At 56.2% G+C, this 23213-nt stretch carries 26 protein-coding genes; 9 read left to right on the forward strand and 17 right to left on the reverse strand.

What is annotated here, in order from left to right; all coding sequences use genetic code 11:
- Positions 1 to 2 precede the first annotated feature (2 nt).
- Genes CAMM_RS07495 through CAMM_RS07505 form a run of 3 tightly spaced genes read right to left on the reverse strand, consistent with a single transcriptional unit; the run spans position 3 to position 2934 of the window.
- A complete protein-coding gene (locus tag CAMM_RS07495) occupies positions 3 to 1325 on the reverse strand; it encodes a DAK2 domain-containing protein (protein WP_040356207.1) in 1323 nt (440 codons plus the stop codon).
- A gap of 11 nt (positions 1326 to 1336) precedes the next feature.
- Positions 1337 to 1963: a uracil-DNA glycosylase gene (locus tag CAMM_RS07500; RefSeq protein WP_003848891.1), complete on the reverse strand. Its 627-nt coding sequence runs from the start codon at positions 1961 to 1963 to the stop codon at positions 1337 to 1339.
- Positions 1963 to 2934, reverse strand: a complete 972-nt coding sequence (locus CAMM_RS07505; RefSeq protein ID WP_003848890.1) for a thiamine-phosphate kinase — start codon at positions 2932 to 2934, stop codon at positions 1963 to 1965. The genes CAMM_RS07500 and CAMM_RS07505 overlap by 1 nt, the downstream gene beginning before the upstream one ends.
- 28 nt (positions 2935 to 2962) lie before the next feature.
- Between CAMM_RS07505 and CAMM_RS07510 the strand changes: the two genes are divergently transcribed.
- From CAMM_RS07510 to CAMM_RS07520, 3 genes are all read left to right on the forward strand, one after another.
- Positions 2963 to 3868, forward strand: coding sequence for a DUF3515 domain-containing protein (locus tag CAMM_RS07510; RefSeq protein WP_003848888.1), 906 nt, complete (start codon positions 2963 to 2965; stop codon positions 3866 to 3868).
- Positions 3869 to 4044: 176 nt separating this feature from the next.
- Positions 4045 to 4638 (forward strand): TetR/AcrR family transcriptional regulator, encoded by a 594-nt coding sequence (locus CAMM_RS07515; protein WP_003848886.1) that lies wholly within the window; start codon positions 4045 to 4047, stop codon positions 4636 to 4638.
- Positions 4638 to 5603, forward strand: coding sequence for a DMT family transporter (locus CAMM_RS07520; protein WP_003848884.1), 966 nt, complete (start codon positions 4638 to 4640; stop codon positions 5601 to 5603). The genes CAMM_RS07515 and CAMM_RS07520 overlap by 1 nt, the downstream gene beginning before the upstream one ends.
- 24 nt (positions 5604 to 5627) lie before the next feature.
- Here the strand turns inward: CAMM_RS07520 and CAMM_RS07525 are convergent, their stop codons facing one another.
- On the reverse strand, positions 5628 to 6710 hold the full coding sequence (locus CAMM_RS07525; RefSeq protein ID WP_373871629.1) for a D-alanine--D-alanine ligase family protein: 1083 nt from the start codon (positions 6708 to 6710) through the stop codon (positions 5628 to 5630).
- A 12-nt stretch (positions 6711 to 6722) separates the two neighbouring features.
- A complete protein-coding gene (locus tag CAMM_RS07530) occupies positions 6723 to 7724 on the reverse strand; it encodes an NAD(P)H-dependent glycerol-3-phosphate dehydrogenase (RefSeq protein ID WP_003848881.1) in 1002 nt (333 codons plus the stop codon).
- Positions 7725 to 7876: 152 nt separating this feature from the next.
- On the opposite strand from CAMM_RS07530, the gene CAMM_RS07535 reads away from it, so the two are divergent.
- Positions 7877 to 8851: an NUDIX hydrolase gene (locus CAMM_RS07535; RefSeq protein ID WP_003848879.1), complete on the forward strand. Its 975-nt coding sequence runs from the start codon at positions 7877 to 7879 to the stop codon at positions 8849 to 8851.
- Here CAMM_RS07535 and CAMM_RS07540 read toward each other — a convergent pair whose 3' ends face one another.
- From CAMM_RS07540 to leuC, 3 genes are all read right to left on the reverse strand, one after another.
- Positions 8852 to 9784: an SLAC1 family transporter gene (locus tag CAMM_RS07540; protein ID WP_077715806.1), complete on the reverse strand. Its 933-nt coding sequence runs from the start codon at positions 9782 to 9784 to the stop codon at positions 8852 to 8854. It abuts the gene before it with no gap.
- Between the two features lie 122 nt (positions 9785 to 9906).
- Positions 9907 to 10494: a 3-isopropylmalate dehydratase small subunit gene (leuD, locus tag CAMM_RS07545; protein ID WP_003848874.1), complete on the reverse strand. Its 588-nt coding sequence runs from the start codon at positions 10492 to 10494 to the stop codon at positions 9907 to 9909.
- 59 nt (positions 10495 to 10553) lie between these two features.
- On the reverse strand, positions 10554 to 12002 hold the full coding sequence (leuC, locus tag CAMM_RS07550; RefSeq protein WP_003848871.1) for a 3-isopropylmalate dehydratase large subunit: 1449 nt from the start codon (positions 12000 to 12002) through the stop codon (positions 10554 to 10556).
- A gap of 49 nt (positions 12003 to 12051) precedes the next feature.
- Between leuC and CAMM_RS07555 the strand changes: the two genes are divergently transcribed.
- Positions 12052 to 12735: an IclR family transcriptional regulator gene (locus CAMM_RS07555; RefSeq protein ID WP_040356205.1), complete on the forward strand. Its 684-nt coding sequence runs from the start codon at positions 12052 to 12054 to the stop codon at positions 12733 to 12735.
- A gap of 87 nt (positions 12736 to 12822) precedes the next feature.
- Here the strand turns inward: CAMM_RS07555 and CAMM_RS07560 are convergent, their stop codons facing one another.
- Both CAMM_RS07560 and CAMM_RS07565 read right to left on the reverse strand, forming a co-directional pair.
- Positions 12823 to 14271: a GntP family permease gene (locus CAMM_RS07560; protein WP_003848867.1), complete on the reverse strand. Its 1449-nt coding sequence runs from the start codon at positions 14269 to 14271 to the stop codon at positions 12823 to 12825.
- Positions 14272 to 14628: 357 nt separating this feature from the next.
- Complete coding sequence (locus CAMM_RS07565; RefSeq protein ID WP_003848866.1) at positions 14629 to 15207, reverse strand: HD domain-containing protein; 579 nt, start codon at positions 15205 to 15207, stop codon at positions 14629 to 14631.
- A gap of 286 nt (positions 15208 to 15493) precedes the next feature.
- Between CAMM_RS07565 and CAMM_RS12780 the strand changes: the two genes are divergently transcribed.
- Positions 15494 to 16150 (forward strand): hypothetical protein, encoded by a 657-nt coding sequence (locus tag CAMM_RS12780; RefSeq protein ID WP_050759887.1) that lies wholly within the window; start codon positions 15494 to 15496, stop codon positions 16148 to 16150.
- An 85-nt stretch (positions 16151 to 16235) separates the two neighbouring features.
- A complete protein-coding gene (locus CAMM_RS07575; protein ID WP_147581057.1) occupies positions 16236 to 16709 on the forward strand; it encodes a hypothetical protein in 474 nt (157 codons plus the stop codon).
- 12 nt (positions 16710 to 16721) lie between these two features.
- Here CAMM_RS07575 and CAMM_RS07580 read toward each other — a convergent pair whose 3' ends face one another.
- Both CAMM_RS07580 and CAMM_RS07585 read right to left on the reverse strand, forming a co-directional pair.
- Positions 16722 to 17879, reverse strand: a complete 1158-nt coding sequence (locus CAMM_RS07580) for a winged helix DNA-binding domain-containing protein (RefSeq protein WP_003848862.1) — start codon at positions 17877 to 17879, stop codon at positions 16722 to 16724.
- A gap of 29 nt (positions 17880 to 17908) precedes the next feature.
- The gene (locus tag CAMM_RS07585) at positions 17909 to 18292 is read right to left on the reverse strand and encodes a cupin domain-containing protein (protein ID WP_040356200.1); all 384 of its coding nucleotides are present in this window, start codon (positions 18290 to 18292) and stop codon (positions 17909 to 17911) included.
- 133 nt (positions 18293 to 18425) lie between these two features.
- On the opposite strand from CAMM_RS07585, the gene CAMM_RS07590 reads away from it, so the two are divergent.
- Positions 18426 to 18962, forward strand: coding sequence for an HdeD family acid-resistance protein (locus CAMM_RS07590; RefSeq protein WP_003848860.1), 537 nt, complete (start codon positions 18426 to 18428; stop codon positions 18960 to 18962).
- Between the two features lie 124 nt (positions 18963 to 19086).
- Here the strand turns inward: CAMM_RS07590 and CAMM_RS07595 are convergent, their stop codons facing one another.
- Both CAMM_RS07595 and CAMM_RS07600 read right to left on the reverse strand, forming a co-directional pair.
- Positions 19087 to 19539 carry a hypothetical protein gene (locus CAMM_RS07595; protein ID WP_003848859.1) on the reverse strand — a complete coding sequence of 151 codons (453 nt, stop codon included), beginning with the start codon at positions 19537 to 19539 and terminating at the stop codon, positions 19087 to 19089.
- 3 nt (positions 19540 to 19542) lie between these two features.
- The gene (locus CAMM_RS07600) at positions 19543 to 19890 is read right to left on the reverse strand and encodes a hypothetical protein (RefSeq protein ID WP_147581058.1); all 348 of its coding nucleotides are present in this window, start codon (positions 19888 to 19890) and stop codon (positions 19543 to 19545) included.
- Positions 19891 to 20158: 268 nt separating this feature from the next.
- On the opposite strand from CAMM_RS07600, the gene CAMM_RS07605 reads away from it, so the two are divergent.
- Positions 20159 to 21073 carry a cation diffusion facilitator family transporter gene (locus tag CAMM_RS07605; protein WP_003848855.1) on the forward strand — a complete coding sequence of 305 codons (915 nt, stop codon included), beginning with the start codon at positions 20159 to 20161 and terminating at the stop codon, positions 21071 to 21073.
- Here CAMM_RS07605 and CAMM_RS07610 read toward each other — a convergent pair.
- The 3 genes from CAMM_RS07610 to CAMM_RS07620 form a co-directional block, all read right to left on the reverse strand.
- On the reverse strand, positions 21070 to 21378 hold the full coding sequence (locus CAMM_RS07610) for an META domain-containing protein (RefSeq protein ID WP_003848853.1): 309 nt from the start codon (positions 21376 to 21378) through the stop codon (positions 21070 to 21072). The genes CAMM_RS07605 and CAMM_RS07610 overlap by 4 nt on opposite strands.
- Before the next feature lie 66 nt (positions 21379 to 21444).
- Positions 21445 to 21702, reverse strand: coding sequence for a helix-turn-helix domain-containing protein (locus CAMM_RS07615; protein ID WP_003848851.1), 258 nt, complete (start codon positions 21700 to 21702; stop codon positions 21445 to 21447).
- Positions 21703 to 21711: 9 nt separating this feature from the next.
- Positions 21712 to 23205: a hypothetical protein gene (locus CAMM_RS07620; RefSeq protein WP_147581059.1), complete on the reverse strand. Its 1494-nt coding sequence runs from the start codon at positions 23203 to 23205 to the stop codon at positions 21712 to 21714.
- Positions 23206 to 23213 lie beyond the last annotated feature (8 nt).

Raw genomic sequence — 23213 nt, forward strand, 5'->3', positions numbered from 1 at the left:
GCTTATTCTACCCCGATTTCGGTGCGCATACCTGCCACCTGCACCACGATCACTTCCACGCCCAGCTGCCGGGTCAGTTGCTCGGTATCGAGCGTCAGCGAAGTCAAGATGGTCAATTGCTCATCACCGTCGCGCACTAAGTCATGACAGCAGGCCAAAATCGCGCCAACAGTTTCATCACTGGGTTTATCCACCCGCATCGCGCGCGCTACTTCGACCATGGCCGTCACCGCACCTGGGCCTGGGGCATAGACGGAAATCGCCGCGATTGCTTCCACGTTACTCGACACCGGCACGACCTCGGCACCACCGAGTTCAATTCCGCGCGGGGTGCCCACAAAAATATCGTCATCACCCAGAGCCATACCCGGGGTATAAATCGTGGCACCAATGGAGCGAAACAGCTTCGCTAACTCCCCGTCACGGGTGGAGACAATAACCCGCGGGGTGTCATCGACAAGCTTTTCTGGCACTTGTGCCTTCGCCGGCAATACCTCCAAGCGCAGGCTCGTAACCTCACCTAGCCCAAAAGCTTTCTCGATCACTTCGCCGGCGTGCGAGGTATGAATATGGACATTGGCTTCTGCTTCGGTCGCGCGCGCAATGACCACGCTATCGCCCAGTGGGCTAATCGCCGCATCTAGCTTGTCGATGTCCCCGTGGTAGTAAAAGACCACTTCCAATTCAACGACACTTTCGGGAATGGCAATTCCTTCGCGCGGTTCAGCCTCAGTAACTTCTGCCAGCAGGCACTCGAGCAAAATCACCAGGCCCGCTCCCCCGGCATCAACCACGCCGGCCTCGCGCAACACGGCCAATTGTGACGGCGTATTGGCCAACGCCTTCGCTGCTTCATCGCAGGTCGCGGTGAGTACTTCCACCAGCACGTCGGAATGCTGCGCGGATTTTTCTGCCGCCACGGCCGCGGCTTTCAGCACGGAGACCACGGTGCCTTCGACGGGCTCGGAAATGGCACGATCAACTAAATCCACCGCTAGGGTGAGTGCGTTGACCAACGTCTGGGCATCGATAAGTGAATCCGCCGTGGAATCTGCTACCGCGCGCAAGACCTGCGATAACACCATGCCGGAGTTGCCACGTGCCCCGCGCACGGAGCCAATGGCCAGTGCCTGGGCGACATCGCCGCCCTTATCGGCCTCAGCCAAGGCTGCTTCCATGGTGTGCGCCATATTCGAGCCGGTATCTGCGTCCGGAACTGGAAAGACGTTGAGCTGGTTGAGCTCGGCGCGGCGCAGGGAAAGCTCTGCCACCGATCGCTTCGCCCACGCGTGCAGCGTGGGGGCGTCAATGTGGTTTATAGCCATGATGGCTAAGTCTACAATTGCCACCGGACAGGTGCTGATCCGGCCTGAACCAACGCCTCATTCGCCCGGGAAAAGGGCCGGGATCCGAAAAAGCCCCGGCGCGCGGATAGCGGTGAGGGGTGCGGGGAGGCAATGATGGTTGCCTCGGGGATAAAGCGTGCGGCAGATTGTGCGTCTTTGCCCCATAAGATAGCCACCAGGTCTGGGCGATTAAGCGCGCGGATGGCTGCCTCGGTCACTGCTTCCCAGCCCATGCGCCGATGTGAACCGGCGTTTCCTGCTTCTACTGTCAGCACGCGGTTTAAAAGCATGACTCCTTGCTCAAACCAGGATGTGAGATCACCATCGGCGCGACCCGTATCCGACAAGACAATACCCAGGTCGGATTCGAGCTCTTTATAAATGTTGACCAATGAGCGCGGCGGGCGCACCCCGGGTTGGGTGGAAAAGGACAAGCCCATTGCATGCCCTGGGGTGGGATATGGGTCTTGGCCCAGTATTAATACTTTGACGTCCGAGGGTGCGAGGTCAAAGGCACGCATGACATCATCGCGCGGCGGGAGGGTATCCGGGCCGTAGATATCCGTACTGATGTGATTAAGAGGTTCTTGGATAATCGGTTGCCAGTCAGGGTGCATTAGGCCTCCTCCGGGAATGATTCCCATCCAGAGATGTAGCGCGCAGGCGCACCATCAACGGTCACCAGGTCCCCACCATTGCCGCGGGTGACTTCACCGATCAGACGAAAGCCGGACGGTGCATCTTTCATAGTGGTGCCTAACAGCGTGTGGTCTTCCCCGCCAGCCAAGACCCAATCCCACGGGTCATGGTCTAATAATTCGCCTGCGCGTACTAAGAGCTCATCGGGGGCGACCGCGTCGGCGAAGATATTAATGCGTACCGATGAGCGCCGCGCGATGGTGTGCAAGTCGTGCACGAGCCCATCGGAGTTATCCGTCATGGCGGTAGCACCTGTAGCCCGGGCAATGACCCCACGGCCAGGATCGAGCATGGGCGCACAGTGAAAGTCCACCAACGGTTGCAGCTCGGCATCAGGTATATCGCGCCCGAAGCGCTCCAGCAACGCCCAGCCAGCCGCCGACCACCCAATTTTGCCATGGGCTACGACCTTTTGCCCGGCGCGCGCGGCACTCAAGGCCAAAGGTTGGCGATCTCCGCCCAGTGCCCCAATGGCGGTAACGGAAACCGTAATCTTTTCCGCCTGGGTGACATCGCCGCCAACTAACTCCGTGTTGTACTCGCCGGTGCGCTGGGCAATACCCTCGGCGATTTCCCGTACCACGGATACGGGAGTGTCCAAAGGTGCACCCAGCGCCATCAAAGCACCGATGGGACGTGCGCCCATGGCTTCAATGTCAGCGTAGTTTTGGGTAATAGCTTTCATGCCCACTTGGTACGGCGTGGACCAATCGCGGCAAAAGTGTCGTCCTTCAACCAGCATGTCTGTGGTGGCCACGGTGCGCGAGTTCGGCGCTAGTGGCAACAGCACTGCGGCGTCGTCGCCATTTAAGGAGCTGGGGGCGGCGGCGATGATTTCTTGGATGACGCCGTGTTCGCCCACATCGCGGAGGGTCGGAGTGTTTTTCACAGATTGCCTTTCAGTAACATGTGGCTCTATGACTACCCAATTTAATCGCCCGGCTATTTACATTTCACTTGGGCTGTCCATAGTGCTGGTAATTGGCGTGCTTTTTGGCACTAAATACTACTTTGAAAACGTGGCACGACAGCCTGTGTCCGTCAGTGCGGTTGATTCCCCCGAGGCGTCCACGCCGTTGTGTGAGGAATTGGTGGCTAATCTGCCTGAGCGGTTTATGGGTGAAAAGCGTTCAGAGCTCGTTGAGCCCGCACCCGACGGTGTGGCCGCCTGGGCTGATATCTCCTCCATGGCAACCGTGCTGCGCTGCGGGGTGGATATGCCCTTGCAGTACACCGAATACTCCCAACCGGTAGACATTGATGGCTCCAACTGGTTGGAAGTTCGCGATATGACCGAGGGTTCTTCCTTGACCACGTGGTACAACACCGACTTCTCCCCGGCGGTAGCAGTGACCACCCATACCGATAAGCAGCCAGAGGGACTGTCAGATGCATTAGAGGTACTCGATGCCACGGAACAAGAGCCACGCCCAGCGCCGTTGTCACAGTTAAACTCAGCAGATAATGCCGAGGCGTGCACTTCGCTTGACGATGCCCTGCCCGATACCCTCGGCGAAGACTACCAACGCATGGACGTCTCGGAAGAGCACACTGCCGCCTGGAGCGCTGCTGGCCGCGAACCCGTAGTCATCCGCTGTGGTGTGGAGCCCCCAGCAGGCTATGAAGCCGGCGAGCAGCTACAGCAAATCAATGACATTCCCTGGTTCCAAGACACCACCCTGGGCGAAGGAACCACCGCCGGTACCTGGTATGCCCTAGGCCGTGAAACCGACATCGCTGTCAGTGCCCCACAAGATATTGCCAATACCGCACTGGTCGAACTAGGCGATGTGATTGTCGCTAATACCAAGGAGCAGGACTAGTCACCTGCTAGACCCGCCACACAGCGCTTTAAGCATCAGAGCACGCGTGATCGAATGATCCGCGTGCTCTTTGCATATTTGCCACTTGTCTCTTGTGCCCATTTTCAAAGTAGGTAGACTGGGCTACTTACCAGCTCAGCAACCTCCTAGCTGAGCTACCGACTCGGAGGGACGCTATGACAACCGCACGGGATAAACTCTTGCACGCAGCAGGCAACCGCTTTTATCACCACGGCATCAACGCCACGGGTATTGACGCCATCACGACAGAAGCAGGTGTGGCGAAAAAGAGCCTGTACAACAACTTCGCGTCCAAAGCCGCGCTAGTCGATGCCTATATCGACCACCGCCACCAGGAATGGTTGAGCCTCTACCGCGCCCGAGAGGAGCAAGCCACAAGCCCGGCAGAGAAAGTACTCGCCGTCTTTGATGCTTATATCGCCCACGCCATGGATAGCTATGACGACGGTTTCCGTGGCTGTGGGCTGCTCAATGCCGCCGCCGAATTTCCCGCCGGCACGCCTGCGCGCCAAGCGGTCAACGAACACAAACAAGAAGTCGAAGCTATCCTCGCGAAGCACCTCACCGAACACCTAGCTGAGCATCCCACTGAGCAGCCATCACAGCTGTCTACCGTTAACCAGGTACAGCAACTGGCTGAGCACTTAAGCTTTCTCCTCGAAGGCGCCGTCGCGCGCGCCGGGCTCGAAGGCACACCACAGCGTTTACACAATGCCCGCCTTATCGCCGCACGGATGCTTGCCGAGTAATGAATAGTCAAGGAACACTACTGGGTATCCTCGCCGTTCTCGGTGCTGCCGCACTGTGGGGTACCACGGGGACTGCCGCCACCTTTGCTCCAGATGTTGGGCCTTTAGCCATGGGCGCTGCCGCGCTCGGCATTGGCGGGATATTGCAAGCGCTCATTGCCCTCCCCGCGCTGTACCGGGCGCGTACAGAACTACGCGCACACCTCCCAGTCGTCTTCGCTGGTGCTGTGGGAGTATTTATCTATCCCCTCGCCTTTTATAGCTCCATGCACCTAGCTGGTGTGGCCGTAGGAACCGTGGTCTCCCTGGGCTCCGCGCCGATTGCCTCGGAGGTCTTAGAGCGCGTCAGTGAAAAACGACACCTCAGCCGCCGCTGGATGTTAGCCGCGGCACTGGGCATTACCGGTGCCACCACTTTGTGCCTGTCGACCATGCACAACGCTCCCAGCCAAGTAGCACCCACCATCGCAGGAATCGCTTTAGGTCTTGTCGCCGGTACGACCTACGCGCTGTATTCCTGGAGCGCACATCAGCTCATTGGTCGCACCATCGGGCGCGCTGCCGGCATGGGCGCTATCTTCGGACTCGGCGGGCTCGCTCTTATACCCGTGCTCCTTGCCACCGGCGCACCGCTTTTATCCAGTACCCAGTCATTTACCGTCGGCGCCTATATGGCATTAATTCCGATGTTCTTAGGCTATTTGCTCTTTGGCTATGGGCTGACGCGTGTGAACGCCAGTAGTGCGACCACGCTGACGCTTGCCGAGCCTGCCATCGCGGCCATCCTGGCCGTGGTCATTGTCGGCGAGCGCCTGGACCCCCTCGGCTGGGTAGGAATCGCTGCTATCGGCGCCGCACTCCTCGTGCTCTCACTCGGTCCTGCTACCGGAGAGTCCAACCGACAGTCCACGCGCCGCCCGCGTACTACCAACGCAAAAAGCTCACTGCAGCAACAACCACAGTGAGCTAAAGATGCCGATGTTTAAGCCCTAGACGTCCTGGTTCGCTTTGGCCAAAGCGGTGGCAATCAGAGTATCGAGCAGTTCTGGGTAGCTCACGCCCGATGCCAAAAATACCTGCGGGTACATCGAGATCGGCGTAAAGCCGGGCAAGGTGTTGATCTCATTGATCATTGGACCCTGCTCGGTGACAAAGAAGTCCACACGCGATAGGCCTTCGCAATTCAACGCCTGGAAAGTCTCGACCGCGAGGTCCTGCAGAGCCTTAGTGGTAGCTTCATCAAACGGCGCAGGGATGGTGGCGGTCACGGTGTTATCTAAGTACTTGGTATCAAAGCCATAGAAGCCTTCATCGGAATCCTCGGTGCCATTGAGCTTGGCCGGTACCGAAGCAACCAGCTCACCCGTGGGGTATTCCAGCACGCCGACTTCAACTTCGGCACCGACTAGCTCGGCTTCGACAATGACCTTGTCATCAAATGCGGCAGCCTCGGCAATTGCAGCCGGTAGCTCGTCCCAGGTATTGACTTTGGAGACACCAATCGACGAGCCACCACGAGCAGGTTTGACGAAGACAGGCAGACCCAAGTGGTCTTTTTCTGCATCGGTTAGCTCTGTGCGGCCGCGCAGGATAACGTCACGGGTAACCGGCAAACCTTCGGCCACCATGAGTTTGCGCATGAATTCTTTATCCATGCATACCGCAGACGACATCACGCCGGTACCGACATAAGGAATGCCGGCCATCTCAAACACGCCCTGGACGGTGCCATCTTCGCCGTTGACGCCGTGCAGCGCGGGAAAGACCACGTCAATATCGGCGTGCAGGGTGCCACGGGTGACATTATGAATTTGCCCATCACCGCGCGGATTCAACGAGACGGTGAGCTCATCGGCTTCTTCGACCTCCGGCAGCTTGCCATCTTTAATTTCTAAGCCCTCGGTGACACCAATGGTCCAGGTGCCCTCTTTGGTAATCGCAATGGGGATAATCTCATAGCGCTCCGGGTCCAAATGGCTCATGATTGCACCTGCGGTCACACAGGAGACGGAGTGTTCAGTACTTTTGCCACCATAGATGACAGCTACGCGCGTCTTTGAAGTCATGAGGATTAAGTCTAGCTACTAAACTTCCGACTTCTTGCTACGACCCATCAGAGCAATCACCATGTCTTCGGCCGTCAAGTCTTTATGGCACACGCCAAAAACTGCTTGTGTGAGAGGCATATCCACCCCGGAATCCATGGCCAGGCGATAAATCGAGGCCGAAGAAATCACGCCCTCGGCTACTTGCCCATTCGTTGCAGCCGCGGCTTCTTCTAAGCTGCCGCCTTGGCCCAGGCGAAAACCAAAGGTGCGGTTGCGCGATAATTCCGAGGTACAGGTCGCCACCAAGTCGCCTAAGCCGGCAAGACCGGCAAAGGTTCGAGAATCTGCGCCCAAGGCTTCACCGAGTCGGGTAATTTCTGCCAGCCCGCGGGTAATCAGTGTTGCCATGGTGTTGGTTCCCATGCCCATGCCGGTGGCCACACCACAGGCGAGAGCGATGACGTTTTTACACGCGCCGCCGATTTCACACCCAACCACATCAGTATTGGTATACGGGCGCAAATACGGCGCAGAGACTGCCTGCTGGACCGCAATGGCGCGCTGTTCATCCGGACAGGCAATGACGGTGGCGGCCGCTTGTTCTTCGGCAATCTCGCGCGCCAGGTTGGGGCCCGACAACACGGCGATACGATCCGCGGAGGCGCCGGTGCATTCGGCGATAACCTCGCTCATACGTTTCAAGGTCTCTGACTCGATGCCTTTGGAGATGGACACCAAGGTGGCATCGTTAGGCAAATGCTCATTCCAGCGCGCTAAATTATCGCGCATGGTTTGCGAAGGCACCGCAAAGACCACGATATCTGCCCCTTCTAAGGCAGCTTGGATATCCGTGGTGGCAGTAATAGTTGCAGGCAGCACGATATCGGGCAGGTAGTCCGCGTTGATGTGCGTGGTGGTGATGGCCTTTGCCAATTCCGCACGACGAACCCACAGGCGAACCTCACTGCCAGCGTCTGCAAACACTTTGGCCAGCGTGGTTCCCCAGGATCCCGCGCCCATCACTGCAACTTGTGCCATTCATCAACCTTTCTAACAACCTGTCTTTCGCATCCCATCATAAAACATGCCTGGCCATCACCCGGACTCTTCGCCCGGCAGGGTCTACGATATGAAGGAGCACACCACCCCCGAAGGAGCAGAAAGTGGCCTCAACACCCAAGGTTAAAGACATGCATGAAACTGATAAAGACATCCAATCGGAATCTTTCATATCTGGCCGCTTACAGCATGTTCCCAAAGACCCCAAGGCAGAATTCAAGCGCACCACCCTGGCAGCAGGTGCCGTGTTATGGCGCGGCGACCCGCAAGCACCTGAGGTGGCGTTAATTCACCGCCCCCACTACGACGATTGGTCCTTGCCCAAAGGAAAAGTTGACCCCGGGGAGTCCTTGCCCGCCACCGTGGCGCGTGAGTTGTGGGAAGAAACCGGCTACCAGGTCAAGCTGGGCAAACTCGTCGGCAAAGTCACCTACCCGGTGCAAGGGCGCACCAAGGTGGTTTACTACTGGCTGGCGCAGGTGTTATCCGGTGAATTTATCGCCAATGAAGAAGCCGATGAACTGGTGTGGATGCCCATTGCCGATGCCCGCGAGCGCGTGACGTACAAGCTCGATGAAGACGTGTTGGATAAGGCCTTAAAGCGCTTGCAGTTAATGCCAGAGACCTTGGTGTTATATGTCCGCCACGCCCGCGCGCATGATCGTAAGACATGGAGCGGGGATGATAATTTGCGCCCATTGGATAAAAAGGGTCGTCGACAAGCGGAAATGCTTGTCTCTGAGCTTGCTCCCTACCACCCCACTGCGATCTATTCCGCCGTGCCCGATCGGTGTTTGCAAACCGCTGCGCCGTTGGCAGATGAGCTCAATCTTTCCATCCACGTTGACGCGTTGCTTGGCGATGATGCCTGGGTAGACCAACCCACCAAAGCCCGCCTGGCATTTGAGTCCATTGTCGCCCGCGGTGGCACCCCCGTGATTGTCTCGCAGGGACTGACTATCCCGTCCATCATTGACTCTTATGCCCCGAAGTTTATGGATACCGATGACTTGAAGGTCAAAAAGTCCTCTGTGTGGGTCTTAAGCTTTCTACATGGCGAGCTGACCGGCGCGGACTATTTAGCCTCCCCGCTGCCGGTGCGATAGCTAGTCTTGGCTGGTTTCGGCTTCGTGGTTCAAACGCCACGAAGCCCAGCGGATAACGCACAATAGCCAGTTCAAAATTAAAAGGCCCAGGGCTGCTTGGCTAATGATGTCAAAGGCATGGTTGCCGGTACTGACCGCCACAAAGTGCGTGCCTAGGCTCATGGTGCCCACCGGGAAGGTTGATCCCCACCAGGCGGGGTTATAGGCTGCCCATCTGCGTACCGTGCGGTATTCGTGATAGAGCGCATAAAGACTTGCCGCCGCACCTAATGGCAACATGATCGAGGCGTAGAGCAGGCCAAAATCTTGGGAGAATAACAGCTGCGCCGCGGCGGTGGATTGCCCGACCACGCCCACGGGAATCCAGGTGGTATTGCCGACGATCGCTGGGATATTCGCGCGCCCGCGCATCAGCGCCAGGTAGACGTAGAGGAATACCGGCACCCCGATAATCCACACGAAGATAAAGCCAATGCGCCCGAGGGTTATAAATCCCAGCTGCGCGGCGCTGGTGGCTGCGACCATGGGAACCACCAGCGCAAGGCCCCATTGGAAGTTCGGTGAGCCAGCAAATTTCCGCCACTGATTGATAGCCAGCACAAAGCCTGCCAGCCCTGCGGTGAGATAGGTAATGAGCTGGTAGACGCTGTCACCGGTAATCGTGGTCCACGCCGTGCCTAAAGAGATAACGCCCATGGCAAACATGCCCCACGGCCCCATGTGCTCCGGCAACAGCCGCGGGGTGCGATAGCGCAGGGTGCCGTAGCAGGTGACCACAAAGATGCCGGTGGCGAGCACCGCGAAGGCAATCGCTGGATAGTTGGCGCCGTGAATGGACAATAACGCGGCAATGATTGAGGTGCCCATTAATGAGCCAGTCCACGCGGGACCGGCTGGTGGGATCAATGTTTGCTGGATATGCACCCCTGTCATCGTAGTACCTGCTTAAAGCAAAGCCCCAGGTAACCCGCTGGAAGCGGACCGCTGGAAGATGACTGCTGGAAGCAGACCACCAAAAGCAGATTTCCTGGGGCAGTCTCAGGCTCTATTAAAACCTATTTGGCCACTGCGGGCTTAAACGCCGGGCGCTGTGCTTCAAAAGAGGTAATGGCCTCTTCATCGCGCAAGGTCAACCCGATATCATCTAAGCCTTCCATCAAGCGCCAGCGCGTGTAGTCATCAATATCAAAGCTGTAGACATTGCCGCCGACGGTGACGGTGCGTGCTTCCAAGTCCACGGTGACTTCGACATCACCGGATTCAAGCTGCTTCCAAATCAGCTCAATGTCTTCTTGCTCCATCAACCCGGTCAACATGCCCGCCTTGCCGGAGTTGCCCCGGAAGATATCGGCGAAACGGGAAGAAAATACTGCCTTGAACCCGTAGTCGCCTAATGCCCAAACCGCGTGCTCACGCGAGGAACCGGTACCGAAGTCGGCGCCAGCAAAAAGCACGGTGCCCTTGTTGAATGGCTCCTGGTTCAGCACAAAGTTTTCATCTTTGCGCCAGTTGGAAAACAGGCCATCTTGAAAGCCTGAGCGCTTGACGGACTTGAGATAGACCGCGGGGATGATCTGGTCGGTATCGACATTGGAATAGCGCAGGGGAACGCCAATGCCGGTGTGCGTGGTGAACTTTTCCATGTGTTTAAAATTCCTTTGCTTATCGTCTTCGTCTGATCAGTATGGCTTTCGACGAAGCCTTAAGACGCCTGCTCCGCAGGCTCACGAGGGTCCAGATCAGCAGGTGATGCCAAATGGCCAGTGACCGCAGTAGCTGCTGCGACCAATGGGGAGACCAAGTGAGTGCGTCCACCAGGGCCTTGGCGGCCTTCGAAGTTACGGTTCGAGGTAGATGCCGAGCGCTCCCCTGGTTTGAGCTGGTCCGGGTTCATGCCCAAGCACATGGAACAACCCGCGGTGCGCCACTCAGCACCGAACTTGAGGAAGATCTTATCCAGGCCTTCATTTTCCGCCTGCTTTTTCACAACCTCGGAGGATGGCACCACGATCATGCGGGTGTCAGGATCAATCGTGCGACCTTCCACGACCTCAGCTGCCACGCGCAGGTCCTCGATGCGCGCATTGGTGCATGAGCCCAAAAAGACAGTATCGATGGAAATATCGCGCAGCGGGGTACCCGGAGTTAAGTCCATGTACTCCAACGCCTTAGCGATAGCGGATTTTTCATTATCATCACCCGCCGCCTCTGGATCCGGCACGACAGAACCCAAGGGCAGACCTTGACCTGGGTTGGTACCCCAGGTAACAAATGGGGTCAGCTCATCGGCGTCAATTTCCACGACGGTGTCAAACTCCGCGCCCTCATCGGTCGGCAGCGTCTTCCAGTACTCCACCGCCGCATCCCAGTCCTCACCCTTCGGTGCGAACTCACGGCCCTTGACATATTCGTAGGTCGTCTCATCCGGTGCGACCATGCCCGCGCGTGCGCCTGCCTCAATAGACATATTGCAAATGGTCATGCGCGCTTCCATCGACATCTTGCGAATCGCTTCACCACGGTATTCGATGATGTGGCCCTGGCCGCCACCGGTACCAATCTTGGCAATAATGGCCAAAATCAAGTCCTTGGCGGAAACACCTTCTGCTAATTCACCCTTGACCTCAATAGCCATGGTCTTAAAAGGCTTCAGCGACAGCGTCTGCGTTGCCATCACGTGTTCCACCTCTGAGGTACCAATGCCCATCGCGATGGAACCGAAAGCACCGTGGGTGGAGGTATGCGAGTCACCACAGACAATGGTCATCCCCGGCTGAGTAATGCCCAGCTGCGGGCCGACGGTGTGGACAATGCCCTGCTGGGCATCACCCATCGGGTGCAGGCGCACACCAAATTCCTCACAGTTATCGCGCAGCGTGGATACCTGGGTACGGGAAGTCTTATCGAGGATTTCCAGCAGGTTACCGGTTTTAATTCCCAGGGTTGGTACGTTGTGATCTTCGGTTGCCAAATGCAGCTCGGGGTGACGCATCTTGCGACCTGCCAAACGCAGTCCGTCGAAAGCCTGCGGGCTGGTAACCTCGTGCAACAGCTGGAAATCGATATAAATCAGATCTGGCGCACCGCCTTCACCTTTGGTTACTACGTGGTCGCGCCACACCTTCTCTGCCAGCGTCAGTTTCTCGGACATTCCATCACTCCACTTGAAATCTCACTAATTGGGACGTATGTTTCAATATATGGGAGATTATAGCGCAGTTTCTGGCATTAAGGTACTCGATCGCGCAGTTGCGATTATGATGGCCGCCGCCAATAAACCATCAACGCTCAATGATTTGTGCGAAACCACCGGCCTGCCACGAGCCACCGCACACCGTCTGGCCACGGCTTTAGAAGCCCACCGACTGGTTGCACGCACCCCCGAAGGCAAGTGGACTATCGGCTCCGCCTTCCCCGGCAACCGCAATGACTTACTATCCAGCGCCAAGCCGATTATGGACCAATTGATGGAAGATACCGGCGAATCCATTCAATTATACCAGTGGACGGAGACTGCACGAACCTGTGTTGCCACCGCGGAGCCTGCCCAAGGACTACACAACGTGGTACCAGTGGGCAGCCAACTACCGCTGACCTCCGGTTCCGCCGCGCGCGTTATCGCCGCCTTCGCCGAAATCACTATTGAGGGCGCCACCTTTAGCCAAGCTGATGTCGATGCCGCCAAAGAAGCCGGCTATTCCGAATCCGTCGAAGAACGCGAAGCCGGCCTTGCTTCCGTCTCCGCCCCTATCCTCGATGCCAACGGCCAACTCGTCGCCGTGTTATCCATCTCCGGCTCTGTCGACCGCTACAAGCCCTCTCCCGCAGAAAAGTTTGGCGCACAGCTTCTCGATGCCGCCAGCCAGCTCAGCGCAGCGCTCTAAAACATTCGCTTCAACTTCATAAAAATAACCTCAGCCCAGTCCCCTTCAAGGGACCGCGTGCTGAGGTTATTTTATTGCCGGAGGCGCTTAGACAGGCATCACCATCGCCAAGATGATGACCACCGGTAGAGATACCAGCGAAGAAATCGCCGTCGATACCGTCATAGTCTTCAGTGCGCCCTTGGTGGTCAATCCCAACAAGGACTTAAACATCCAGAAGAAGTTACTGTTGACCTGCAATGCAAACATCGCACCGGAGGCAATCGCCAGACCCATGACAATCGGGTTGACAGCCACCACGCCCAACACCGGCGCGATAATACCGGCGGCGGCAATGGCAGCCACAGAAACCGAGCCAATCGCCAGGTGCAACAAGGCCGCGACAAACCACGCCAGGACGACGATAGCTACAGTTGGCATATTCTCATTGGCGGTAAAGAGGTTTTCCAAGACCGAATCCAGTCCCGAGGCACCGATGACCGCACCGAGTGAGCCACCCACACCGGTAATCAGCAAAATCTCACCCGTGGTACCAAAACCTGATTGCATGGTCTCACTTGTAGCCTCATTACCCGTGGTCATGCGGGTGAGGATATAAGCACCCAATAGGCCGATAAACAAGGCAATATTGGCGTCACCAAGGAAAGCAATAATAGAATTCGAGAATTCAAAAAGGTCTGCGAAAGCACCCAAAGCAATCAGTACCAACGGCACCAAGATGGGCAGGAACAACACCACCAGTGGAAGCTGGTCTGCCTTCGAGCCCTCATCGTCAGAACCGGGCCCGGAAGCTCCTGCGGATCCACCTGCAGAACCGGTAGAGCCGGTAGAACCAGTCCCCGCCGATCCACTACTAGCCTCGGCTGCGACGGCACGCGCTTCGGCAAATTCTTCTTGCGCCGCAGCATTTTCATCACTGTCCGGCTTCCAGTAATTGGTGCGCAGTACCAGGCGCATAATAAATGTCGTCACCAGCGCCGTTGCAGGGCCTAGAACCAGGCCAAAGAACAGCCACTTTCCTAAGGAAATTCCCATCAGCCCGGTGACCGATAGCGCCGCAAGGCCTGGAATGACGAAGACATAACCGGAGAAAATTCCCGTGCCCAAAGCAGAGGCCATTAAAGGCAATCCGTGTTTGCCGATGCTTGGCGCTGCCGACCGTGCCACGGGTGCGGCTAGCACTACCTGGACATCGACATAAATAGACGGCATCACCAGTGATAACAGCGCCGCCATCGAATACGGCAATCGTTCCGCGCCAACAGTATTGACTAGCAAGCGCACAAGTCTGGTAAATGCCCCTGTTGATTGCATCAGGGCTCCGATGAGCACGCCAAAGCCGATCAACAGACCGACTTCAATCATGATTTCACCAAAGCCGGTGGTGATGGCTTCGATGGTTCCGCCTAAGCCCACGCCTGTTGCAATGCCTAAGTACAGCGAACCTAGAACAAGGCTGATAACTGGGTCGACTTTGAAGCGAATAATGAGCAGTACGACCGCAACGATCGCGATAAGTGTATGCACGGCGACCACAGGTGGCCTCCCTTTCGATTCCTGGACTTATTTTCAGGGAGAGCACTCAGACATGGCACCTTTATTTCCCAATCAAGGGATTCTAATTTAAGTGTGAACTGCACGATAAATTTGCACCTGCGTGAGCGCCAGCGCCACAGGCCAGATTGCCGGCCTCATTCACTTCTTAATGCATTAAGACAAGGTTAATGCGACATTCACAGCTGAATAAATTCACAATGAATTTAATTACCCCGAAAAAGCCACACCATGTCCGCCAGTCGCACGCATCCCCACTAATCATCGGTACAAAAACACAGGGTCCAACCCTGCACCACAGAACCTTAGTCACGCAGGACCACAGCCCCGCAGAAGTTCTTAGGCATCCCCGATAGCATCAAAGCGGGCTAATAAATCGCGGTAGTCATCCAATACTGGCAGGTCTTCTACCTCGAGCTCACGCAAGCGGCGCTGCACTGTTTCATAGACTGCCCAGTACCACCAGCGCTGCGATTCTTTGCCGGAGTTAAACCGCTGCCACAGCGCATCGCCCACCTCGTCATAGTCGGTGAGGATGGAGCTTAAGTTATGGACCTTGTCGCAGGCAGCGATGATTAACGCTGCCGCTGGGGCATCGTCAAGCTGTGCTACATAAGCATCTGCACGCTCTCGCCAGGAAGATAGCCCATCATCTTTGGTCACGTACTTCACCAACTGGACAACTTCGGGTCCAAACTCTTCTTCCATGGCGACTGCGGAATAGCGCCCGGAGGCATCTTCTAAGATGTCGTGAAATAGCGCGGCGATCTGGGTGTCTTCATCCACCCCGGGTTGTTGGCTCACCAGGTGCATGACTGCATATACGTGGGAGATATACGGAATATCGGTGCCTTTACGCAACTGTCCATCATGTGCCCAGGCAGCTTTATTAATGGCACGAAGAAGTCTATTGCTCATAACAATTTAGTCTACCGCCTCCAAATTTCATGTGAAGACCATTACACTCGAGGGCCAACGAAGGTCGTTGGTGACAAAACGGGCATCGTGTACTTGCATGCTTGCTGGCAAACAACAGCAGACACCGTAAGCATCAAGCGGGCGGAAAGTAGCGATGGCACAACATAGGGGACGTTTCAAGCGCACTGCACTCAACCCGACGAAGCCTTCGTGACGCCCCGCAAACTACACACCAGCAAAGTTATCCATCGCGCTCATCTGTGTGAGCAAGAGGAAGGACTTCATCATGAAACGCACGTGTGCACTGGCTGCTACTTCCGCAGCATTTGTCCTAGTCGCCTGCGGTGCCCCGACCGAGGACGAGGCCGCAGCCACTTCCGAGAACCCGCAAGAGACCACCACGATCACCCAAGCTGCCAGCTCCGAGGCCTCAGCTAAGCCCTCGACCAGCGCCACCGCAACCAATACCTCAGCAACGTCCGCAGCAGAATCAGAAACCGCGGCAGCATCACAGGCCACCACTACAGCGGCTGCATCCGAGGGTGCTTCGGCTTCCGCGGAGCCAGGGAGCTCTGAGGCTCCAAGCCAAGCCCCGGATGATTTCGAGGCAGCTATGGCTGAGCAAATGCGCATCAATGGCAATATCGGCGATCCCTTCGTCATTGATGGCCAAGAAACCACACTGTGCGTCCACGGCGATGGCTTTGGGCTCAACGTCGTTACTGCCGGCGGAAATACCACCTGTGAGTTCGCGCGCGATGTCATGAATTCGGCTACCGCTGGCCTCAATCCCACCGGTGACAACGTCCGCGATCGGATGCCTACGACTGTACGTGCCGCAAGTCCTGTCACCAGTCAGACCTATGACATGAACTGTTCGGTAGATGAGCGCAATTTGATCACGTGTACCGGCGGGGATAATGCCACCGTGTACATGTACTAGCGTCACACAGTCGTTGTAGAAATGCCGCCGCGCCGTGACCGCAATGCAGCCTAGTTGGCAGGGATGTCACCTAATGTTATTGGGTATGAACACAAAAATGCGAAAGTCTTCCCGGATTCTTCTCGCAGGCGCCGTCGCTGCGGGGCTGAGTGTTCCTGCGCTGAGCGCAGCAAGCGCTGCCGAGGACGCAACTCATGATCCCGCGGCAACCAAGGCGCTGTATTCCCAGCTATATGACCAGCTGCAGGACGGCACGGTCAACCGCGGTGATGCGCTACAGCTGGGCGACCGCGAGGCCACCTTGTGCATGATGGGCAATGGCTACGGAGTGCATGGTTTGGCAGTAGGCCCCAACACCAGTTGCGAGTTCGGCAGTGAGGTGTTTGCACAGCTTATCGATGCCCACTCGCCCTCCGACAACATCCGCGACCTCACCCCAGCAACCGTCAACGCCCACAGCCCCGTCACCGAACAGGACTATGACATGGAGTGCGTTACCGGACAGGATGACCTCATCACCTGCTCCGGCGGCGTGGGCGCCGAGGTCTACCTCTTCTAGCTGGCTTCGGCGCTAAGCCGTCGCGAACGGGTAGGCATTAAACCGTGCCTGCACCCGCTTTTCGCGCGTGGCGCTAAAAGGCTTGAATTCTTCGATGACAAGTTTTCGCTTCGCCGCCGGTCCTTGACGCTTCCAAAAGCCAATGACTTCCCCACCGGCGATCACTGCCTGGCGAAAGACGCCATTATTGCCGGGAACCAAATCCGCATGGTGTGCCTCGGGCACGATGTACATGCGGTCTTGATAGCCCAAGATGATTTCATCAAATGCCGCAAGCAACCGCGGCTTATTCGCCGCCTTGTCATACTCAGCGATGACCGGCAGCGCATCCTCGCGCACCCAGAGCTCTTCCCCCGGTACTGCAGCAGCGCTGCCCGGCGCGCCAGAGACCTCGTTCCAGGACACATATTCCTCGGCGATTTCGGCAAATGCTTGCCGCAATTTGCCCAGCGGAAGTTTGGACCACCAGGCAGCATCGCGAAGCGTTGCGGGTCCATGGCTATCCAGGTAGCGCCGCAGTAGCTCTACTGTGGCCGCATGTTTATCGCCGTTGAATTTGCCCTCGAGATCACTTCCGTGTGGTAACCACTGTTTGGCAATCATGACGCGGTTTTCCATCCGTGCGGATTCACCGACGATGGGACCATAGGCCACGGTGCCATTATGTAGCAGCGCTTTGAGCAGATGATAGCCGCACCCTGGCCCCATGGGGATGCCGTCTTGTTCAAAACAGGCAAACAACTCGGTGCGGGTAGTGCCATCATCGACGGCAATATCGTGCAGTACCTGCGCTGCCTGATCGATATGAGCATCGTCCAGCCCTAACCGCGGACGATTGGTCTGCGCGGAACGCGCCGGCCCGCCGGAGCACAACTCAGTAATCCACGCCAAGTCTTCTGCCGCGGTGACAAAAACCGTGCCACGCATCGGGTAACCGCGTACCAGCAAACCTTGCTCAAAAGCTTGGCGCACGGCATCGACAGCTGTGGCAGTACCCAGGCGATACGCCAGCGCGGCGATAGCCCCTGGGAAGTCTTGCCCCTGGCTCGCGCCGAAGTACGCCGCAATCTCCTGGGCATGGGCAGGACTACCGGTATCCGCGGCGATCTGTAACGGCGCTGCGACACCTTGGTTGATCAGTCGTGCTCGTGCCAGGGGTTTATTAACCATGACGGCTATTTTAGAGCAACCAGCATCTCCTAGTCGCGGACTGGCGGGCGACCAATCTGCAAGCCGCGCTTGCGAGTGTGCACGCTAAAATATCGCAGTCCTTGATCGCCTGCGACAAAGCGGCGCACCGAAAGCTTGGGCAACCACACCATTGAGCCTTGCTGCAAGGCAATGGTCTCCCCTTCAGTTTCCAACTCGCCTGCCCCCTCGAGAACCACGATGACCACATCAAGTTCTGGACCTTCGTGCCGGCCGATTTCCTCGCCCGGAGCAATAGCAATGATATTGCAGTCCAATCCGCGGGTATGTGGCTCTAATTTCCAAATCGAACCGGAAGCATCGCTCGGTGCAGCGAGTACCTCGGCGACATCGCCGACTAGTTGTGGAAGCTGCTTGTCAGTGGGGTTAGTCATATCCTCCAGCATAATCAGTGTGCCGCAGTCTGTGCCTGCAACGCCGGGCAGCCAATATTCACACGCGTGATTAGAGTGGATCGGTGGTGCACAAAGGTGCACCCACTATTTCTTATAAAGGAAATATTCACCAATGCTTGATTTTGTTAAACGCTCCGGGACCATGATTATCATCTCGGGCGTCATCTCTATTATTTTTGGCCTCCTGGCCACATTTTCGCCCATCTCGACCATCTTCGCGCTCGTTGTGCTGTGGGGTATCTACGCCATAGCCGATGGCGTCATGGCACTTGTCACCGCCTTCCAACCATCCGGGCAACGCGCCAAAGGTTGGCTTATCGCACTGGGCATAATCGGCATCCTCGCCGGACTATTCGTCATCTTCCAGCCTTTCGCCAGCACCGTCGCCTTCGTCTGGATCCTGGCTATCTGGTTGGTTCTACGCGGTATTGTTTCACTGATCTCCGCCTTTGGCCCTGTTACCAAGGGCTCACGCTGGTTAATCGGTATTACCGGCGCACTCTTTGTCATCGCCGGCATCGTCTTCCTCTTTAACCCCGGCTCCGCGGCTCTTGGCTTTACCGTATTCCTCGGTATTTTCGCCTTGGCCTGGGGTATTTTCCAAGTCGTCTTCGGCATCCGCGTACACAAGGAAGCCAAGCAGGGATAATCATCACCGCATGCTAAAGGCCAGTCGAATGATATCGACTGGCCATTTTCTTTTGGCGCGGACAGCACGCTGACGCCATAGTTCAGGGACCACGAGCTAGCCAGTACCCAGCACGGCGGAGCTACTACTGCGACAGTTCTTCTTCTACCTGACGGCGAAGCTCCTCTGCCTGAGAGACTGACGCCAGCCGTTGTTCGGTCGCAGGAGCCTTTTCCACCAACAAGCGCATGGATTGGATTTGTCGCTGCCTATGATCTCCCCAGCCAGGATTGTCCTGCAGGATTTTCTCTAGGCCTGTACCGATGCCCTTTTTCAACACCGCATCCGCCAATCGAAATTCCAACGCACGCAAATCCTGTGCGCAGTCAGCAGCCAGCAGCTCTACTTCTTCCGCTGTGCGCTTGGCTTCTCGCGACAAGGCGACGCCCTTCCACCCTGTATACATCATGACTACCGCACCCAGGACGGAAAATATTCCGACTAGAGCGCCCACAATCCACAAACCAATGGCCAGTGCCCATACTGCGAGAGCGATGATTAAAAGAACACCAAATACAAGTGCGCATCCTCGTGCCATGATTTAGCCCTCCCCCATCGATGAGAGCCAGTCACCGGCAATGCCCATGATAAATAGCCCCAGCACGACTCCCAGTATCGCGAGAACTACTGCACCCACGGTCATGGCAAGAGCTATCCCCACACTATTTCCCTGAGTATGGCGAAAACCAACCACGGCATCAGTCAGCTGCTGTTGATACTCCTTTAGATCTTCTGCATTAGAGATCGCATGGCGCTGCGCCCGTAACCACTGAGCATCCACCAACCGAAACGACGGCTGCTGTTCTTTCACGTCCACACTTTTTGCGGTATCCGCAGCGCGTTCCGGCGTGCCCTCGCCAGCTGCGGAAGAATTATCACTACTTGTCATGTCTTCAAACATTAGCCCAGGTGACAGAAGTCGGCGGACTTTCATTCGAACACCTTGAATCAATAGCTAGTGAGCCCCAGCAGTATTGCTGTACACTCGACTGCTCGAAGGGGAGTAGTTCACACCCATACTTTTATGGCGATGAGTGGTCGACATACTGGCGTTAAGCCCGGCCACCAGCTCACGTATATGAGCGAACGAGACCTTCTGCCCGTATTCCTCGTGTCGGGTAGAACTCCCCGGCACCCGTTTTGCACAAGGTCTCATCATGATTACCCATGCAAAAGAGCAGAAGATCATCGAACGCTTCTTGCTCTTATCCATCGCTGCCGCCATTGCCACCATCGCGTTAAAAGGTGCCGCGGCCTATCTCACCGGTTCCGTCGGCTTTTTATCCGACGCCCTGGAATCCGTCGTCAACCTTGTTGCCGCCATCGTCGCGCTCATTGCCACTCGCATTGCTGCCAAGCCTGCCGATGCCAACCACAACTTCGGCCACGGCAAATCCGAATACGTCTCTGCGCTTGTCGAAGGCGCCATGATTTTCGTCGCCGCCGGCATGATCATCTACACCGCGGTCGAACGCCTTTTCAATCCCGCTCCCCTGGACGAAGTCGGCATTGGCCTCGGCCTATCCCTCCTGGCCACGCTACTCAACCTCGGCGTCGGGCTTGCTCTTGTTAAAGCCGGCAAAAAGTACCGTTCCGCAGCACTCAACGCCGATGGGCACCATTTGCTTACCGATGTCTACACCACCATCGGAGTCATCCTCGGCATTGCCGCCGTCGCGCTCACCGGTTGGGTATGGCTGGACCCGGTCATTGCACTTCTCGTTGGCATCAACATTTTGTGGACTGGCTACTCCCTGCTCAAATCCTCATTAAGCAACCTGATCAGCGAAGCCCTACCCTCCGAAGACGTCGATATCCTCACGCAAGTATTCGCCGAGTTTGAATCCCAGCACAACGTCACCATTGATGAGCCTAAAACCGTCGCGTCTGGTCGCAACCGCCTCATTTACTGCATCATGACCGTCCCCGGCGACTGGTCCGTCGACTACGCACACCAGCTTGCCGATGACCTCGAAGCCGCCATCCTTAAAGCGCTACCCAATTCGCAGTCGATGATTCATACCGAGCCCCGCAGACTGAGCAACGATTTACAGCATCGAATCCCCAATTAGCTTCTGCAGGCCAACGTGCCAATAGAGCTTCCCCCGCGATCAAAGACATACATTGTCTTCCCGCGCACCTCTGCGGATGCCGCCTGGCTGAGCCAGGTATCCACACCTTCGCAGTACATCATCGTCGACGCCATCTGAGTAAAACGCACCACGCCACCGTCCAACCGCCACCGCCCAGCCAACCGATTGCAGCCGTCAGTGCCGGCGACAGTTCCGCTGAACGCATCATCAGCGGCGAGCACAAGGTTCGGTTGGCCGGGTTTTTCGCTTCCCCAGAAACCTTCAAAAGCGTCCAGGCTATTCATGCAGTCAACCTTATGCAACAGGAACGCTCCCCCGCAGATGCGAAGGAGCGAAAAGTTTGACGGTAGTTAAGCACTGACCGCGTTCTCAGAGGTCTGCGTTACTTCGGCATGGATACCCAACTTGGCACCGATGTTTATCAGCGCATCGAGACTGAACTGGCGGATCTTCGCGTTCAGCAGCTCAGCCACACGAGACCGAGTAAGCCCTAGGTGGGACGCAGCGCTTGATTGATCCCAACCCCGACTTTCGATGTCCTTGCAGATTGCACGGATGCACTTCGCTCGCACCTTATTCAACGTCAAACCTTGGGGTCTGAGCTGCATAAAACCATGCTACGTAGGTTCACCTTCCGAGGCACCACTAGATCCGGTTTCCATTGCTCTTTTGTCTAGTTTTATCTCGGCTCTGGCAGTAGAGCGCAGAGTCCTAAAAATCGATTTCAGTGCATGAATCTCATCTAAGGTTACGAAGTCTAGGCGCTTTTTAGATTCAGGCACCGTTACCTCAAGTTCTGCGAAATAGAAATACCCAAGGTCGTCTTCTTCCACGCTGGCAGGTGTCACTTTCGCTGCTACTTCGTGTTTGCTTCGTGCCAAACTGCACTTTTCGCGTTGCAGCTCAAACCGCACAACCGACGTGGACTCGCTATCACGGCGGCTTCTAATCCTTCTCCCCCAGATGGACAGATACGCAATAACGTAAGAGAACAAAACTGCTACAAGAATGTAGATTTTCCACGCTATTGCCATGTCAGAAATTAGAAAAGTTATGACCATTACGCCTTGAAAGAACAGTGCAAGGACTAGTTGTACAAGGCCTACTCCCCGCATTCCCAAGTCACCTGCGATAGTGGCCATCGCGTTGATAGCGATCGCTCCAATCAGCGAGGAATAAAGCGAGAGTACGACAATGACGCCACTAGCTTTGCTGGCTACAAGCAAGGGGATCCACGCTGCAAGGTTTATCAGCGCATAAAGACCTAACAAACCCGCATGTACCAATCTCAATTTATTGCGGATGTGATTCGTTTTCAGCGCGCCTTTTGATACCTCACCGCTTGGATTGCGCCATTGGAACTCGTTGTTTTCCATAAATTGCATGACGCGCTGGAGCAAAATTCCACTTCTGACTCTGGAGAGACGTTTTATCTCCCGAGAGTTTTCGAGCCTTCTCCGCTTCAGTCCATCTTGGACAAGCGCTTCCCCACCTTCGGTAAGTTGTAGCGTGCTAAAGACACTGCCCAAAACAACCGCTAGGGCAACGACAGAGAGCAAGTAAACAAATGTTTCGACTGACAAAGACGCCATAACCGCCCGCCACAGGAACGGATAAGAATGGTAGATATCGATTGCTTCTTGGACACTTGTCTCCGGGTTTCTGCCTAATTCGCCGGCAATACTATCGACGGCCCTGGCCCCTTTGAATTCCGAAAAGAGTGAGACGGAGATCTGCGATAGCAGACCGAAAACCAAGATGCTTGAACCAATTCCCTGCAGCCACGAAAGCAATATTGCCTTTCGATGATCATCGATGTTGATATTTTGGGCGTTGGTAATCAGGTAATAGTAAGCAGTAATAATTAGCGGGAGAATGGTCAGCAGCAGCCCTAAGTCGATGGGGTTGCTCTCAGGAGCCCGCAAAAAGCTTGGGGACTCGCCAAGGAATTCGAGCGACAAGTTAGCAAGAATTTCCATGCTCATCACGGCATAAACTCCCATGATGAGAGCACCTAGCGCCATCAAAGCCACAACGGGAATTACCCAGGTTGTGGAAATATTTCTCCGCGCGAAGCTGAAAAATCCGATAGGAATCTCAACTTTGTGCACTCGCGGAT

Origin of the sequence: Corynebacterium ammoniagenes DSM 20306 (genome assembly GCF_001941425.1) — a bacterium.
GTDB classification, from domain to species: Bacteria; Actinomycetota; Actinomycetes; order Mycobacteriales; family Mycobacteriaceae; genus Corynebacterium; species Corynebacterium ammoniagenes.

Excerpts from the sequence above, each read along its gene's own strand:
- CAMM_RS07495 (WP_040356207.1), bottom strand. The coding sequence starts at position 1,325 with ATGGCTATAAACCACATTGACGCCCCCACGCTGCACGCGTGGGCGAAG.
- CAMM_RS07500 (WP_003848891.1), bottom strand. The coding sequence starts at position 1,963 with ATGCACCCTGACTGGCAACCGATTATCCAAGAACCTCTTAATCACATC.
- CAMM_RS07510 (WP_003848888.1), top strand. The coding sequence starts at position 2,963 with ATGACTACCCAATTTAATCGCCCGGCTATTTACATTTCACTTGGGCTG.
- CAMM_RS07515 (WP_003848886.1), top strand. The coding sequence starts at position 4,045 with ATGACAACCGCACGGGATAAACTCTTGCACGCAGCAGGCAACCGCTTT.
- CAMM_RS07520 (WP_003848884.1), top strand. The coding sequence starts at position 4,638 with ATGAATAGTCAAGGAACACTACTGGGTATCCTCGCCGTTCTCGGTGCT.
- CAMM_RS07530 (WP_003848881.1), bottom strand. The coding sequence starts at position 7,724 with ATGGCACAAGTTGCAGTGATGGGCGCGGGATCCTGGGGAACCACGCTG.
- CAMM_RS07535 (WP_003848879.1), top strand. The coding sequence starts at position 7,877 with ATGCATGAAACTGATAAAGACATCCAATCGGAATCTTTCATATCTGGC.
- CAMM_RS07540 (WP_077715806.1), bottom strand. The coding sequence starts at position 9,784 with ATGACAGGGGTGCATATCCAGCAAACATTGATCCCACCAGCCGGTCCC.
- leuD (WP_003848874.1), bottom strand. The coding sequence starts at position 10,494 with ATGGAAAAGTTCACCACGCACACCGGCATTGGCGTTCCCCTGCGCTAT.
- leuC (WP_003848871.1), bottom strand. The coding sequence starts at position 12,002 with ATGTCCGAGAAACTGACGCTGGCAGAGAAGGTGTGGCGCGACCACGTA.
- CAMM_RS07555 (WP_040356205.1), top strand. The coding sequence starts at position 12,052 with ATGGGAGATTATAGCGCAGTTTCTGGCATTAAGGTACTCGATCGCGCA.
- CAMM_RS07565 (WP_003848866.1), bottom strand. The coding sequence starts at position 15,207 with ATGAGCAATAGACTTCTTCGTGCCATTAATAAAGCTGCCTGGGCACAT.
- CAMM_RS12780 (WP_050759887.1), top strand. The coding sequence starts at position 15,494 with ATGAAACGCACGTGTGCACTGGCTGCTACTTCCGCAGCATTTGTCCTA.
- CAMM_RS07575 (WP_147581057.1), top strand. The coding sequence starts at position 16,236 with ATGAACACAAAAATGCGAAAGTCTTCCCGGATTCTTCTCGCAGGCGCC.
- CAMM_RS07580 (WP_003848862.1), bottom strand. The coding sequence starts at position 17,879 with ATGGTTAATAAACCCCTGGCACGAGCACGACTGATCAACCAAGGTGTC.
- CAMM_RS07585 (WP_040356200.1), bottom strand. The coding sequence starts at position 18,292 with ATGACTAACCCCACTGACAAGCAGCTTCCACAACTAGTCGGCGATGTC.
- CAMM_RS07590 (WP_003848860.1), top strand. The coding sequence starts at position 18,426 with ATGCTTGATTTTGTTAAACGCTCCGGGACCATGATTATCATCTCGGGC.
- CAMM_RS07595 (WP_003848859.1), bottom strand. The coding sequence starts at position 19,539 with ATGGCACGAGGATGCGCACTTGTATTTGGTGTTCTTTTAATCATCGCT.
- CAMM_RS07600 (WP_147581058.1), bottom strand. The coding sequence starts at position 19,890 with ATGACAAGTAGTGATAATTCTTCCGCAGCTGGCGAGGGCACGCCGGAA.
- CAMM_RS07605 (WP_003848855.1), top strand. The coding sequence starts at position 20,159 with ATGATTACCCATGCAAAAGAGCAGAAGATCATCGAACGCTTCTTGCTC.
- CAMM_RS07610 (WP_003848853.1), bottom strand. The coding sequence starts at position 21,378 with ATGAATAGCCTGGACGCTTTTGAAGGTTTCTGGGGAAGCGAAAAACCC.
- CAMM_RS07615 (WP_003848851.1), bottom strand. The coding sequence starts at position 21,702 with ATGCAGCTCAGACCCCAAGGTTTGACGTTGAATAAGGTGCGAGCGAAG.